This window comes from Propionicimonas sp. T2.31MG-18 (assembly GCF_964266745.1).
GTDB lineage: Bacteria > Actinomycetota > Actinomycetes > Propionibacteriales > Propionibacteriaceae > Propionicimonas.
On record NZ_CAXWGX010000027.1, the window covers coordinates 104155 to 118433 of the forward strand.

Annotated in this window: 11 protein-coding genes; 3 read left to right on the forward strand and 8 right to left on the reverse strand. The window is 69.1% G+C overall.

Annotation, left to right across the window (positions count from 1 at the left end):
* Nucleotides 1-28: 28 nt before the first annotated feature.
* From ACFQQJ_RS13525 to ACFQQJ_RS13555, 7 genes are all read right to left on the reverse strand, one after another.
* The gene (locus ACFQQJ_RS13525; RefSeq protein ID WP_377107197.1) at nt 29-1054 is read right to left on the reverse strand and encodes a glycosyltransferase; all 1026 of its coding nucleotides are present in this window, start codon (nt 1052-1054) and stop codon (nt 29-31) included.
* An 8-nt stretch (nt 1055-1062) separates the two neighbouring features.
* Nucleotides 1063-1986, reverse strand: a complete 924-nt coding sequence (locus ACFQQJ_RS13530) for an NAD-dependent epimerase/dehydratase family protein (RefSeq protein ID WP_377107199.1) — start codon at nt 1984-1986, stop codon at nt 1063-1065.
* 10 nt (nt 1987-1996) lie between these two features.
* Nucleotides 1997-3112: a glycosyltransferase gene (locus ACFQQJ_RS13535; RefSeq protein WP_377107201.1), complete on the reverse strand. Its 1116-nt coding sequence runs from the start codon at nt 3110-3112 to the stop codon at nt 1997-1999.
* A 40-nt stretch (nt 3113-3152) separates the two neighbouring features.
* A complete protein-coding gene (locus ACFQQJ_RS13540) occupies nt 3153-4394 on the reverse strand; it encodes a nucleotide sugar dehydrogenase (protein WP_377107513.1) in 1242 nt (413 codons plus the stop codon).
* Between the two features lie 19 nt (nt 4395-4413).
* A complete protein-coding gene (locus tag ACFQQJ_RS13545; RefSeq protein WP_377107203.1) occupies nt 4414-5382 on the reverse strand; it encodes a right-handed parallel beta-helix repeat-containing protein in 969 nt (322 codons plus the stop codon).
* A gap of 398 nt (nt 5383-5780) precedes the next feature.
* Nucleotides 5781-6710, reverse strand: a complete 930-nt coding sequence (locus ACFQQJ_RS13550) for a glycosyltransferase family 2 protein (RefSeq protein ID WP_377107204.1) — start codon at nt 6708-6710, stop codon at nt 5781-5783.
* The gene (locus ACFQQJ_RS13555; protein WP_377107205.1) at nt 6703-7899 is read right to left on the reverse strand and encodes a lipopolysaccharide biosynthesis protein; all 1197 of its coding nucleotides are present in this window, start codon (nt 7897-7899) and stop codon (nt 6703-6705) included. The genes ACFQQJ_RS13550 and ACFQQJ_RS13555 overlap by 8 nt, the downstream gene beginning before the upstream one ends.
* A gap of 182 nt (nt 7900-8081) precedes the next feature.
* Here ACFQQJ_RS13555 and ACFQQJ_RS13560 point away from each other — a divergent pair, with 182 nt between their 5' ends.
* From ACFQQJ_RS13560 to ACFQQJ_RS13570, 3 genes are all read left to right on the forward strand, one after another.
* Entirely contained in the window at nt 8082-9359 is a 1278-nt protein-coding gene (locus ACFQQJ_RS13560; protein ID WP_377107207.1) for a hypothetical protein, read from the forward strand.
* 435 nt (nt 9360-9794) lie between these two features.
* The gene (locus tag ACFQQJ_RS13565; protein ID WP_377107209.1) at nt 9795-10073 is read left to right on the forward strand and encodes a hypothetical protein; all 279 of its coding nucleotides are present in this window, start codon (nt 9795-9797) and stop codon (nt 10071-10073) included.
* A 379-nt stretch (nt 10074-10452) separates the two neighbouring features.
* Entirely contained in the window at nt 10453-12975 is a 2523-nt protein-coding gene (locus tag ACFQQJ_RS13570) for a carboxypeptidase regulatory-like domain-containing protein (protein ID WP_377107210.1), read from the forward strand.
* Nucleotides 12976-13017: 42 nt separating this feature from the next.
* Here ACFQQJ_RS13570 and ACFQQJ_RS13575 read toward each other — a convergent pair whose 3' ends face one another.
* Nucleotides 13018-13749, reverse strand: a complete 732-nt coding sequence (locus tag ACFQQJ_RS13575; protein ID WP_377107212.1) for a hypothetical protein — start codon at nt 13747-13749, stop codon at nt 13018-13020.
* Nucleotides 13750-14279: the final 530 nt, after the last annotated feature.

Genomic DNA, 14279 nt, shown 5'->3' on the forward strand with positions numbered 1-14279 from the left:
AAGGGTCTCAAGGTCCACGTGAGACCCGCTAGAGACCCACGGCAGCACGCCAGGTTGGCGCCCACGCCTCGAACGAGTACCAGCGCCGGACCATGGCGATTCCCCGCTCTCCCATCGCCTGCCGGGATCCTGCCGAGGCTGTGAGGAGCGTCTTGAGCGGCTCGTACCAGTCCCGCTCGGCGATGCTGCCACCGAACCGCTCGAGCGCCAGCCGGTTGGCACCCACTGGCGATCCCACAATCGGCAATCCGGTGGCCGCGTACTGCAGGAGCTTGTACGCGCACTTGCCGCGGGCGAAGGCCGTGTCGGTGAGAGGAGCCACGGCGACGTCAGCTTCGCGCAGGGCCGCCGCGGCGGTGGCGGCCGTCCACGGGACATAGGTGATCCACGGCCGGTCACCGAATCGTGGGTTGGGCCGTCCGGTGCTGATCACCTTCAGCTCGATCCCGCCCTCGCGCCAGAGCCGATCCAGCGCGGGCAGCACGTCGAGCAGGTACTCCTCCGTCGCCGCCGAGCCCACCCAGACAACTCGTGGGCGACTGGGCAGTGTCCAGTCGCCTTTCGGCAGATAGTCGTCCGGCTCGACGCAGGACGGCACCATGACGACGTTGTCGCTCAGTTCCGAGGCGACGTCCGCGAGGTGGTTGTTGCCGGCGAGAACCGTATCCGCTGTACGCACGCAGGTCGCGAACTTCTCCGGCGCTCCCCCCACACGGTCTCGCCACGACGTGACAAGGTGGACCGCATCGTCGAAGTCGTACACGGAATGCGCTGCCTCGCGCAGGATCCGGTTCTCCAGTTCGCCCCTGCTCAGAGGGCTGGCCGAGCGCGAGACGATCACGCGCTCGCCCCGCACGTCCAGGCGCCGCAGTTCCCGCTCGGCCGCGATGACGGCGGGCAGGTGACGCAACAGGGTCGCCGGACGGGAGTTGGGCAGCCCCGCGTAGCACTGCGCTCGGGCCCGCAGCCCGAGGTGATCGATCCAGTCGTACAGGCGGACCCGGGTGCTCCCGGCCTGGGGGGAGTAGTTCGAGAAGGCGACCAGATCGGCCACCCCTGGGCTCATCGTTCCTGGAACCACTCGAGTGTCCTGCTCAGCCCACTCCGAAGAGGAGTGGGGCGGATGTCCGGGAAGAGAGCTTCCAGGCTGGTCGAGTCGGCCTCGGAATGCAGTACGTCTCCCGGTCGTGCCGGATGGTGCTCAACATCCAGGGGATGACCCAGCAAGGCGCTCAGCTCCTCGACGAGTTCGTTCAGCGAGGTGTTCGTACCGAAGGCCAGGTTGACCGGCTCGGGATGTCTGACCTTGCGGCCGGTCGCCTCGAGGAGGGTCTCGCAGACGGCGCCGACGAAGGTGAAGTCCCGGGACGTGAGGCCATCGCCGTTGATCGGGAGGGGCTCTCCGCGCAGCGCCTTGTCGATGAAGATCGGGATCACCGCCGCGTAGGCGTGTCCCGCCCGCTGGCCCGGGCCGTAGACGTTGAAGAAGCGGAACGCCAGCGTCGACAGCCCGAAGGACTGCTGGAAGGCGAGGGCGTACTGTTCCGTGGCGAGCTTGCTGACCGCGTAGGGGCTCAGCGGTCGAACCCACTCGCGTTCGTGCTTGGGCCGGGCCGGGTTGGCCCCGTAGACCGAGGACGACGAGGCGACGACGACATGCTCCACCCCGGCGTCGTGGCAGCCCTGGAGGACTGCGAGGGTGCCGGTCGCGTTCGCATGATGCGTCGCCATCGGGTCGGCGATGCTTCGCGGCACACTTCCGAGCGCCGCGAGGTGCACGACCGAGTCCACCCCGGCAAGAGCCGAGGCGAGGGCCGACGCATCGAGAATGGAGGCCTCGCGAAGGTCGACGTCCAACCCGTCCAGGTTGTCCCGGTAGCCCGTGGAGAGGTCGTCGATGATCACGACCTCATGGTCCTGATCCTGAGCCAGCCGGGCGAGGTTGGAGCCGATGAAGCCGGCGCCGCCGGTGATGAGCAGTTTCACGTCGTCGCTTTCAGATCGTGTGGACGTCGGGGTCGGGTTCGCCTCGCATGGTGGCCGCGATGCCTGCCCATACCCGTTGTGGCGGGAAGTCCCGGACGGCGCGCTCGCGCGCTGCCGAGCCCATCCGCACGCGGAGCCCAGGGTCGGCGGCGAGCATGTCGACGGCCTCGGCGAGCGCCTTGTCGTCGTCCACGGCCACGGTGATGCCGGTCATGCCGTTCACCACAGCGTCGACCGCCCCGGTGGCGTCGGTGGCGATGCTCGGGAGGCCTGCCGCTGCGGCCTCGAGCACGACGTTCGGGAAGCCCTCCCGAAGCGTCGGGAGGCACAGCACATCCATCGCCGCGTAGAAGGGCCAGGCGTCGGCGGTCCACGGCATGTGGACGACGGGCAGGGAGGAGGCTGCGATCTGTGCGGCAAGGCCCGGCTCGTCCAGACTGCCCACCATTAGGAGGGCAGGCCTGCAGACTGCTCGGGCGGTGCCGGAGAGCAGAGTCGGTACTCCCTTGTCCGCAACCAGTCGTCCCAGGTACCCGACGACGAGCCGGTCGGACGGCAGCCCGAGCCGCGTCCGCAGGCCGTCGACATCGGGCTGGGATAGCCGCCTGCTGATGGCGTCCGCGTCGACGCCGTTGCTGCTGCCTTCGCCGATGATCTTGACGCGCCGGCGACCCAGCAGCCGTTCGGTGCGCAGCGCCGTTCCGAGGCTGCGACTGACCACGAGAACCTCGGTGGACAACACGATCGTGGTGCGCTCCACGAGCCAGAGAATTGCCCGCGTGGGCCCGCGGGTTCCTTCCAGGCGAAGGCCGCGGACGAGGTAGATGCGATGGGGGACGCGGGCGAGCCAGGCGGCGATGGAGCCCAGGAACGCGGCCTTCGGGGTGCTGAGGTTCGTGACGTCGGGCCGGATCAGGCGGATCAGCCGCAGCCAGGCGAGAAGTGCCGCCAGATCGGCGATCGGGCTGAGGGCGCGGCTCATCGCGAGCGGATGTGGGGTGAACCCTTCGCGTCCCGCGGAGTCGTCCAGCGCCTGACCGGGCGAACAGGCGACGTGGACCTCCCATCCTTGGCTGGCGAGCCAGGCGAGCTGGCCTCGTAGAAGCGTCTCCACAGTGGTGCCCACCGTCACTCCGAAGAGAACTCGTCGACCGCGCATCCTAGGCCTACAGTCGGGTGACGTTGTCGCCGGTGGGGAGGACGCCTCGAGTGTCGAACAGGGGTGCTCCCGTGAGCTGGAGGCGCGTGCGGTCGTAGGCCGAATGGGCCTGGAGAAACACCACCAGGTCGGACTCCTGCGCAGCTGCATAAGGATCGGTGACGCAGGCCAGGTCGCGTCCATCCACGTGCCAGCTGGCCACCAGGGGATCGTGGTAGCTGAGCTTCGCGCCCTGATGCAGGAGGCGGGAGGCGAGCGGGGCTGCCGGTGTCTCGCGCATGTCGGCGACATCGGGCTTGTAGGTCACGCCGAGGAGAAGCACACGGGCACCCTTCACCGCGAGCGACCGCTCGTTGAGCAGGTCGGCGACCCGCTGCGCGACATAGACGGGAGCGGCGGTGTTCACCTCCTCGGCCAGTTCGACCATTCGGAAGGAGTAGCCGAGCACGGCCCGGACCCGGTGGCTGAGGTACGAGGGATCGACGGGGATGCAATGCCCGCCCACTCCCGGGCCGGGGCGGAACGCCATGAACCCGAAAGGCTTCGTCTCGGCGCAGTCGATGGCGTCCCACAGGTCGATGCCCAGTTCACGGCTGAAGCGCGCCATCTCGTTGACGAGGGCGATGTTCACGTGGCGAAAAGTGTTCTCCAGCAGCTTCGCCATCTCGGCCTCCTTCGCTCCCTTCGCGCTCACCACCTCGTCGATGAAGCGCTCGTAGAAGGCGGCTGCCCGGGCAGTGCAGGCGGGCGTGAGCCCCCCGACCACCTTCGGCGTGTTCTGAACGCCGTACTCGGTCTGTCCAGGGTTGATCCGCTCGGGCGAGAAGGCGATGTGCACGGTGTCGCCCACGACCAGGCGGTCCCGGCAGACCCGGGGAGCAAATACCTCCTCCGTCGTGCCCGGGTACGTCGTGGACTCGAGGATGCAGAGTGCGCCGGCGGGGATGTTCTCACCGATCAGGTCAGCGGCCGCCTCCACGGCCCGAAGGTCCGGCCCCCCATCGGGGCCGAGAGGGGTGGGCACGCACACGATGACGACGTCGGCGGTTCGCAGGCAGGCCGGGTCGGACGTCGCGTTGTACCCGCGGGCCAGGCCCTCCTTGAGTTGGTCGGAGGTCACGTCCCCGATGTGCGAGACCGCCGAGCCCAGCGCAGCAGTCACCTTCCGGTTCGTGTCGAAGCCGGTCACCCGGATGCCGGCCTCCGCTGCGCGAAGGGCCATGGGGAGACCGACGTATCCCTGGCCCATCACGACCAGGTGAGTGTCTTCAATCCACAACTTTCACTCCTGACTTCGGGATATCCATGGCACCCTGCTCGTTGCCGGTGAGGACGCAGTGTCTGAGCGTCACCTTGCTGACCGTGGCGCTCGCCTGAAGACCGAACATGCGCGCCCCGCTGGAGACGCAGTCGGTCAAGGAGATGTTCGATCCGTCGGCGAGCAGGATGCCGCTGAAGTAGCCGTCCTCCTGCCGCGAACTGTCGAAGATGCGAACGCGCTCGACCTCCAGGGCGCGCACCCCGTTGACGACCAGCAGGCCCTCGCGGGTGCTGTCGCTGATGTCGATGTCCTGGAGGCGGACCAGTCCTCGACCCAGCAACCGCCTGGGATCACCGCCGCGCCGGCCCTGCACGGCGATGCCCACGTTGTTGCCGGTGAGGAGACTGTTCGTCACGGTGACGCCGCGGGGGCGGATGAGGGTGATCCCCGCCCACAGTGGGCTGTTGTCCTCGCCCGGAGCATTGCCGGTGGCGGTGCACTGGTCGAGATGGATGCTGGTCGCGGCCAACTCGACGCTGTCCGGGTGCATTACCACGAGGAAGCCGCGTCCGGCGTTGTCGGTGAAAGCGCAGCGGGTGAAGCGAACGCGCCGGATCGGCGCGCGGGCATGGTTGGGCTCAATGTCGGCTCCGGCGAGCGGGGAGGTAGCGCCGTTCTCGGTGAAGATGGAGTCGGTGCAGGTCAGGCCGTCGCACGAGGTCACCGAGAGGCCGTTGCGGTAATTCCGGCGGCTCGTCACCGAGTCGACGGTGACATCACGGCAGGGCGTGGTGTGCGTCCCGATGTAGATGCCGTCACCCCGAGCATGCTGGGTTATGAGGCCCGTGAGGGTAACCCGCGTGCTGTTCTGGATCCTGATGACGTGCTTCCACTCGGTGATCACCGTCACCTTTGCGTCGTTACCGTCCCACGTGCCGCCCTCGATGATGACGTCCCGGACATTGTCGAGTGCCACCAGTGGCTCCTGGGCGCCAGGAACCCGGCTGACGAACGTCGCACCGCCAGCGACCAGGTGCACCCCGGACGGGATCGTGAGCGAGCGAGATCGTCGGTAGGTCCCGGGCCTGACCACGACCCGGCGGAGTGCGCCCCCGCGGTAGGCGGGGAGGGCAGCGAGCACCTGGTCCAGCTTGGCACCGTCGATCCCGCCGCCGGGGGCGGGTGCCGGCGCGAATCTGGGTGCGGGCACCGTGCGAAGGTCGCGCCCCGGTGCCGCGGGGGTGGGACCTGTCGTGGTGGTTGACGGACCGGGAGCGCTGGATCCGGCGTCCGTCCCGGGGCCCGATACCGCGGGGGTGCAGCCGGCCAGCAGGGTGAGCGTTCCCAGCTGGAGGAACGTGCGGCGGTTGATGGTCATTCGCGGTCCTCGGATGGCGGGGGCTGGAGCAGGACTCGCTGACTGTGAGGTTGGCGTAGTTCGCGGATTACCAGGGCGAGTGCGCGGTTGCGGACGGACTGCCCCTCGGCCCGTCGGGTCGCGGACCGGACGAAGAACTCGGTCAGGGTTACGGCCAGCACGCCCGCGGCTGCGAGCCACCGCGGGCGCCACCACCTCCGGGCAAATCGGACGCGGCTGATGCGGAGTGCGCAGTAGGCCGCGCCCCCCGACCGGGCATAGCTGTGCCCGCCGATGTGCTCGCCCCACACCTGGTTGAGCAGGAGGCAACGACCGCCGTTGTGGCGCACCCGGGTGCAGATGTCGACGTCCTCGTAGTAGAGCTCGAAGGCCTCATCGAAGCCGCGCAACGTCGCCCAGAGTTCGCCCGACATCACCAGCAGTGCCCCGTCGAGTTGGGCGACGTCGTGGGCTGCCCCGTCCGGTCGGGCCAACTGTGGTTCGCGGTACGCCCGCGTCCCGACCACGGCCTTCGCCAGTTCCCGGCGGAACGTCGTGGCCCTGCGGGCATTGACGCTGGTCGGGTGTGCCGGGGAGAGCAGGCGTCCGGCGAGCACGTCGTCGGTGTGGCCCCCCGCTGCCGTGTGCAGCTCGGAAAGCCGGCGGGTCAGGCGGACATCGGGGTTGACGACCGCGATCGCTGCGGACCTCGCCGTGGAGCGCAGTCCCAAGTTCGCAGCGCTCGCATAGCCGAGGTTCCTGCCGGGATCGAGATAGGTGATCCGGCCCGAGTCCACGCGCCCCCGGCAGGCGGCGGCGGTTGCGGGGTCGCTGCTGTTGTCCACGACAACCACCGTTGCGGCGGGGTCGGAAAGAATCCCGTCGAGGCAGGACGGCAGGGTCTCCGCGGACTGATAGGCGACGACGACGACAGCGAGCTCACCCATGGCTCTGCGCCGGCTTTCGTGAGGACCGGGTGATGACGAATCTCACCAGCACGGCCTGGGCGCAGTAGATGACGGTGGATGCCGTTGCCGCACCGATCGCACCGGCAAGCATGATGGCCGGGAAGTACAGCAGGGACAGCAGGGCTGAGCCGATGCCGACGGTGAGCGACGCCCGCTGGTCGGACCGTGCGATCACGCTCGACAGGCCGATCCGCGCGACACCCTGGACGACGGTGCCGGGAACCAGGAGCGCGATCAGCAGCGGCGTCTGTCCGAACTCGGGCAGCAGGAGGGGGAGGATCCAGGCCCCTGCAGCCACGACGACGATTCCGGCGGGGATCGCAACGATCAGGTAGCCGCGCAGGATCCGCCGGTACCGGGTCTCCTTCGCCTCGGGGGTGTTGTCCCCGCGACCGAAGCCGAAGGTCGCCATGCTGGCCGTTTCGGCGAGCATGAAGACGAGGTTCGCCACGGGGGAGGCCACCGAGTAGAGCCCGACCTCCTTCATGGGGGCGAGCGCGCCGAGGATGGGAATGTCGGCCCGGAACAGCATCTGCTGGCCGAGGTTGCCCACGTGGGCCGCGCCAGAGTCGGCGACCACCTCGCGGGTGGGTACAGTGATCTCGCGATGACTGCTGAGGCGACGCAGCGTCGGGATGGACGCCAGCGAGGTGACGGCGCTGGCAACGGCCCAGCTCATCAGGACCGGCACGGGAGATCGGGTGGTGTAGGCGCCGACAAGCCCGAGGGCCAGCCCGAGGAGGGCGTTGACCATGCTCAGCCGTCGGTACTGTGAGGCCAGCCCGACACCTTGGATGGTCCTGGTGGCGAACGTCTGGACCATGAGCAGCGCGGCAAGGATAGACATCAGAATGCCCTCGATACGACCGACCCCGGCTGTCCCGTCCGGAAGCAGGAAGCTGATTGCCAGTCCGACGACCAGCACAGCCAGGGCCAGGCTCACGGTGATCAGCAGTTGGGTGCGGACCGCCCCTCCGTCGCCGGCGCGGTAGGCGTTCGCAGCACCGATGTAGAGGCTGAACGAAACCGCCTGCGCGATGAGATTGGCTGAGCCGATCACGAGGGCGAAGACGCCGCGACCGTGTGGACCGAGGATGCTCGCGGTGAAGAGCGTGAGCAGCATCGATGCGGCCAGCGACACCATCTGGGACGTGAGGAGATCCAGCACGTCTCGAGGGACAGCTGACCGGAGGTGGTTCAGCACGATTCCCCATCCGCGGAGCGGGCGAAGGAGGCTGGATCGCCGAACACCGGCATGCGCACCTCCATTTTCCGACCGCTGACCGGCCGCTGACCATCGGCGAGGATCCTACCGGCTGTCGGCCCCGCGCCTCGTATACTCCCGAATCGATGCCTGACTTCCGCCCCCTCGCTCATCCCTTGCGGCCGGCCCTCAACCCCGGTCTGTGGAAACGGGCGGCCTGGATCGGCCTGCCGGAGATAGCGATGGTCGCGTTGCTGCTCTCGGCCACGCTGGCGGTCAGGTTCCCCGTGCCCGGCCTCGGCAGGACCGCCTCCGCCTTCGACGTCGCACTTCTCGTCCTCTTTCCGGTTTGGATCGTGTGCGTCCGCAGGCAGGGGATGCCGTGGGTGCCACGTCCCTATCTGCTTCTTGGCCTCCTCATGCTCGGACTGGGGGCCGGCTCACTCATTTGGTCGGTCGATCGGGGGGCGAGCCTCGTTCACGTCATCGTGAGCATCGAGTCGCTCCTGGCATTTGCGTATGCCCTGACCTTCCTCCGCCGACTCCGGGAGCGGCAATGGATGCAGCTGGCTCAGCTCTTCGTCGTGCTGCTCGTCCTGCCGGGAGTGCTGTTGTGGCTCGGCGTACCCGGGTTCCAGCCACCCGCGGAGATTGTGCCGCGGTCCGGCGACTGGTGGTCCTATTACGTCCGCTTGAGCCACCCGTTCGTCGGGAGGTCGAACAACCTGGCGGCACTGCTCCTCCTGCTGGTGCCGCCACTCGCCAGTTGGGCAATGCGGACGAAGCGGCTTCGCGATGTCCTGGTCGCATTGACCGCGACGACGGCGTTGATCCTCACCTTCAGCAGGGGAGCGCTGCTCGCTCTGTTGATCGTCCTGGCTGTCCATCTGGCGACCGAAAGGACTTCTCGCCGGCAGGTTTGGCGCGTGTTTCGCTGGGCCCTCCCTGTGTTGGTGCTCGCAGGATTGATGGCCGCCCTCAACCCGGTGACCCGCAACCTCATTCTCGCGCGACTGAGCGTGACCAACATCGACGCGCGGGTCGACCTCCTTGCCGGTTTCTGGAATGACGTCGTCGCCAACTGGCTCCTCGGGATGGGGGCGGGCACCGGCATCGATGTCCACAACACCTATGCGCAGCAACTGCTCTCCTTCGGCGTCCTCGGCGGGAGTTGGGTGAGCGCGACCCTCCTGTGGACGGGCGTCTGGTGGTTCCGACGACACGAATCCACCCGGCCCGTCCTGAAGCGGATACTCGGCCTTGGAGTCGCCGCACTCCTCCTATCGTTCGCCGTCGAGTCGAGTTTCGAGGGCAACCTCCTGCGCCCGCTGATCTGGCTTGTATGGGGGATGCTGGTCAGCCTGTCCACTCGGCAGTCGGCGCGCGTGCGGAAGCCCCGCAGCTCGCGATCCCCGTCGGCCTGATCCGAACGTCGATCTCCGCCCGCGCAACGTCAAGCAGCCGGATGTCGATAGGAAGAAGTGGCCTTGCGTCAAGTCGGATGGGCCTTGGGACGGAGACATGCCCAGGGCCAATGAAGTGGGCCTACATATCGTCCGGGCCGACGTCCATCAGCTCCGTGGGCATCACCGCCGTGCGCTCGGCCAAAATCACGGCGCGCCTACGCCTTCGACTGTGAAGCGATCGCGCCGCACCGTGACCGCCGCTCTCCAGGTGCCGCGCCCGCTCTGCGGCAGACGATTCGGAGTCGGGGCCGCCAAAGCCGCGGTTCACCATTGGGGCCCGCAGGACGGAGCTAGCGCGGGTACTGCTCGCGTTCTTGTGTGAACCCCGCCCCGGGCAACGACCCTCTGTGTCAAGGTTGCTTTGTGACTCGACCAACTAGAGGCGCTGGGGCTATGTCGTGGCGTCCCTTCTGGTCGTCGGTCGTGGCGTATATCGGCCTTGTGGGCTGCGGTTTCTTCGCGCGATATGGATCCTCGATCATCTACCTCCAAGTCACTGGATCAACGAATGCCCCACATGTCTCGCAGGCGCTCTACGGCGCAGGGCTCCTCATCATCGCCATTGGCGCCATAGCCGCATTGGTCCGCTTTCTGGCGCGGGGTGGGCTGATGCTCTTCGCATTGGGGCTGGCCCCTCAGATCGGCCTCCTGCCGATCATTCTCGGCTCATAAGCCCGCAGATTTGGCACTCCTGCACTTTTGGGTGACAGTTGGGTTTGGAACCGCCCGGACGGCCGCTTGCGGATCGTGCCGAAGGCCCGGCGCGGACGGCGCGTCTCTGCAGTGACCATCGTCTCTCCGGCGCGCGGGGTGGGCTGCTTCGTGCATCGAGGTGCACTATCTCCGCGATTCGAGCCCTGTCAGGCAAGGCCCTCGGAACTGGTTCGAGCCCCCTCCGCGCCCACCGCTCAAGGGGGCTCGTGGGCTCCGTCGCGGAAGCCTGCGGACCTCAGGGAACGGCTGCGCTCCCGCCCCCACCGGCCTAGGCTGGAAAGGTATCGGCCTGCGCGCCGAGGGCCGGCGTGCCGGGTTCGGGGGAAGACGGTGTGCGATGCGTACCGCGCGCCTGAGGCTTGCGTTCATCGCGGCCCTGGCCACTCTGTTCACCATGACGGGCACCTCGTTGCCCGCCGCCGCGGCCGATCCGACGGCCGCCATCAAGGGCGTGGTCCTGTCGTTCATGGACCCGCTCGGTTTCGCGAGGGTCACGGTGTTCAACGCCGACACCGGGACCGCGCTGAAGTCCGTCGTCGCCGACGTCGGCGGCAACTACCTCGTCACCGGCCTGCCGGCAGGACGCGTCCAGGTGCGGGCGACGAAGACCGGCTACCTGACCAGCTGGGCCGACAACGCCCCCAGCCGGGCCACCGCCCGCATCTACACCCTGTCACCGGGACAGGTCCTCGAGCAGTCCTGGGACCCCCCGGTGCTCTCGCTCGACCTCGCGCCGGAGGCGGTGGTCACCGGGACCGTGCTCGGCGTCCGTGACGTGCCGCTGCCCGGAACCGGGACCCCGGTCGCCGGGGCGAGCGTCACGGTGCTGTCCGAGGACGGACGCGGCCTCGGCCACGCCGTGACGGACGCCACCGGCGGCTTCCGGGTGGGCATGCTTCCCTCCGGCCTCGTCCGGGTGAGGGCCTCGGCCGCCGGCTACCTCACGGCGCTGGCTCCCAACAACCCGTTCGGTGAGGCCCAGTCTTTCCCGGTGATGGCCGGGGCGACCACCGGGATCGGGCTCCTGCGCCTCTACGCGCCCGCGGTGATCCTCGGTGAGGTCCGCTCCGGCGCCGGGCCGATCGTCGGCACCGCCCAGGTGAAGGTGCTCGACGCCGTCACCGGCAAGGTCCTCCGGTCTCTGGTCACCGACAGTGGCGGCGGCTTCCGGGTCGACAACCTGCCGCCCGTGACCGTCCGGCTGAAGGCCACCGCGGACGGCTACCTCGCCGGATCCTCCGGCCCCTACCCGCTGGGGCCGGGGGTGGAGACGGGCGTCGTGCTCGACCTGACACCGGCAGGGGTGGTCACCGGGTCGGTGTGCAGCGTGGAGTTCATCGACGACCTGGGGGTGGTCAGCCCGTGCGTGCCGCAGGGCGGAGTGAAGGTCACCGTCGTCTCCGCGGACACCGGGGCAACCCTCGCCTCCGGGGTCACCCAGGACATCAGCGGCGCCTTCCGGATCGGGGGGCTCCCCGAGGGCAGGGTGCAGGTGAAAGCCGTGGCGCCGGGGTGGCTGACCGCCTGGGCGCCGGATGTGGGGCGACGCGTGGACGCGAAGGTCTTCGACGTCCGCCCGGGAACCCCGACGGACGTCGGGACGGTGACGCTGTACGAGCCGGCGACCGTCTACGTCGACGTGCTGTGGAACATGGACCCGATTCCGGGGACGGCCACCCTCACCCTCCTCGACACCTCCACCAACAAGGTGGTCCGCACCGTGCAGACCGCTGCCGGCGGTGCGGCGACGCGGCTCGGTGACCTCCGTCCCGGCAGCTACCGGGTTCGCGCCGTCGCGGACGGCTTCCTGCCCCGGTGGTCGGGCACCTTCACGCTCCTTCCCGGACAGGTTCTCGGGCCGGAGTGGGCGCGCGGGTGCATCGTCCTCCCGCTGGAGCTCGAAGGGGTGATCACCGGGAACGTCATGGGGTTCGGCGCCGGCTACGACGACCCGGTCCCCGGCCCGAAGGTCGTGGCCGTGGACGCCACGACCGGAAAGGTCCTCGGCTCGGCCACCACGTCCGCGGAGATCGACCACTACGGCGACTTCCGGATCGCCGGGCTGCCGCACACGACCGTCAGGCTCAAGGTGACTGCGCCGACGTTCCTGACGAGCTGGGCACCGGGACGGCGGACGGCTGCCGAGGCCGAGGTCTACACCGTCCATCCGGTTCTGTTCGGTGACGCGACCGACGTGGGCGTGGTCGCGATCTTCCGGCCCGCCACGATCATCGGCCAGGTGGTCAGCGCGGGGGCCCCGGTCGAGTCGGCCAGGGTGACGGTGTTCGACGCCGGCACGGGCGCTGCGCTCAGGTCGGTCACGACCGACGCCGACGGGCGTTACCGCGTCGAGGGCCTGTGGACCGGCTGGTCGCTGCAGGTGAAGGTGCGGGCGCTCAAGGACGGCTACATCACCAACTGGGCCGACTCCGACGTCCAGCGCACCATGGCGACCGCGACGGTGTTCCCGCTGGGGCCCGGTGACGTGCTGGAGCAGACCGGTTCGGGCCTGCCCTCGCTCTACCTCGAGATCGCCAGGGAGGCGGTCGTCCAGGGACAGGTCCTGGGCAACTTCGACCCGCTCGACGGTGCGACCGTCACCGTCGTCGACGCCGTCACCGGCAAGGCGTTGAGGTCGGCGGTGTCCGACGTCACCGGCGCCTACCGCATCGGAGGCATCGACGCCTGGGGCGGCCGCCAGGTCAAGGTCAGGGCGAGCAAGGCCGGCTGGCGGACGTCGTGGGCCGACGGTGCGTGGACACAGGGCACGGCGCGGGTCTTCGGACTCCACCCCGGCACCGTGCTCACGCAGTCGTGGGATCCGATGGTCCTGTACCTCGACCTGCAGAAGCTCGCCTGAGACCACGGGAGAGGGAGGGGCGGCCACCTGGGCCGGCGGGGCCTACCCCGGCCAGCCCAGGCGGGCCGCCACCACGTCCGCCGCCGTCCCCGGGAACTGCGACCACCCCGGCTCGAGCAGCTCGCGGGCCAGGCGGAACAGGCTCCGCGCGCACGTCTCGACGTCGGCGTCCAGGGCGTCTGCCAGGCGCGCCGCGACCTCCGGAAGGGCCTGCTCCAGGCGCCGCAGGGGATCGAACGGACTGCGCGGCGCCTGTGGCGCGAGCCGTTGGCGCAGTGCCTCCGCCAGGCAGGTCAGCGCGTGGGCGCGGACGTGGGCGTTCCCGGACACCCGCTCACCCCGGCGCACCCTCCCGACGCCGATGTAGAGCTTGGCGAGGAACAGCGCGACCTCGTCGGCAGGATCGGGCAGAGGGTCGGGGTCGGCGAAGCGGAGGTCGCCGCCGTCGAGCAGCACCTGCCGCTGCGGATCGCGGATCGTCCACGGGCGCCCGGCGCCGAACTCGTAGAGCACGCCGTCGTCGTACAACGCCACGCCGCCGTTCTCTCCCTCGTGCGCGGCCATCACCAGGCGCTCGCGGAACGGCAGGAACGGCCAGTCCCGGGCGAGTGCTGCGGCCGGCTCGGCGACGAACAGGTTGAAGTCGAGGTCCGACCACCCGTCGCGACGCCCGTCCCCGCCCGCCGCGGACGAGCCGAACACGACCAGGCTGGTCACTCCGGGCGTCCGGCGGCAGCGGGCCAGCAGTGCGTCGCGGTGTTCGTGCAGCTCCATCCCACGATTATGGCGACGCCTGCCGGCGTTTCCGCCGCGTTGCGCAATTCAGTGGCGCAAGCTCACAACGATGTAATTCAGGGACGGCGCACCGACGCCCTTCCTCGCTGCGCACCCGCGGCGGGCCGGGACCGGCGAGGGCACCGCGGTCGGCACCCTGAATTCACCGTTCGGACGCGGAGGGACCCGCAGTGCCGACGGTGACATGCCTAGTGGGGGCCCGAAACAGGGAAGGAGCCCGCCACGAACCGGAGTTCTGCGGGCACTGCCGGGGGGCAGCCAGTCCGGCTCGGGGGGAACCGGATCTGTAAGGCGGGGGCTCGGGGGGAACCGCTCGCCACGACGTGAACTTTACCGCAGTCCGCCGCTGCAATTGCAAGCGATTCCCGAAGATTTCCCGCGACATTCTTCCGGTCCCCCGGAAAGGGGACAACCCCTAGTCACGACCGCAGGATCAAACGCCGGTCACCCGTGGAGGGGACATTTTCCGGAAATGCAGCCGCGAAATGCCCCGAAATGTCACCCGGTCA

Excerpts from the sequence above, each read along its gene's own strand:
- ACFQQJ_RS13540 (WP_377107513.1), bottom strand. The coding sequence starts at position 4,394 with ATGGGCCAGGGATACGTCGGTCTCCCCATGGCCCTTCGCGCAGCGGAG.
- ACFQQJ_RS13550 (WP_377107204.1), bottom strand. The coding sequence starts at position 6,710 with ATGGGTGAGCTCGCTGTCGTCGTCGTCGCCTATCAGTCCGCGGAGACC.
- ACFQQJ_RS13560 (WP_377107207.1), top strand. The coding sequence starts at position 8,082 with ATGCCTGACTTCCGCCCCCTCGCTCATCCCTTGCGGCCGGCCCTCAAC.
- ACFQQJ_RS13565 (WP_377107209.1), top strand. The coding sequence starts at position 9,795 with ATGTCGTGGCGTCCCTTCTGGTCGTCGGTCGTGGCGTATATCGGCCTT.
- ACFQQJ_RS13570 (WP_377107210.1), top strand. The coding sequence starts at position 10,453 with ATGCGTACCGCGCGCCTGAGGCTTGCGTTCATCGCGGCCCTGGCCACT.
- ACFQQJ_RS13575 (WP_377107212.1), bottom strand. The coding sequence starts at position 13,749 with ATGGAGCTGCACGAACACCGCGACGCACTGCTGGCCCGCTGCCGCCGG.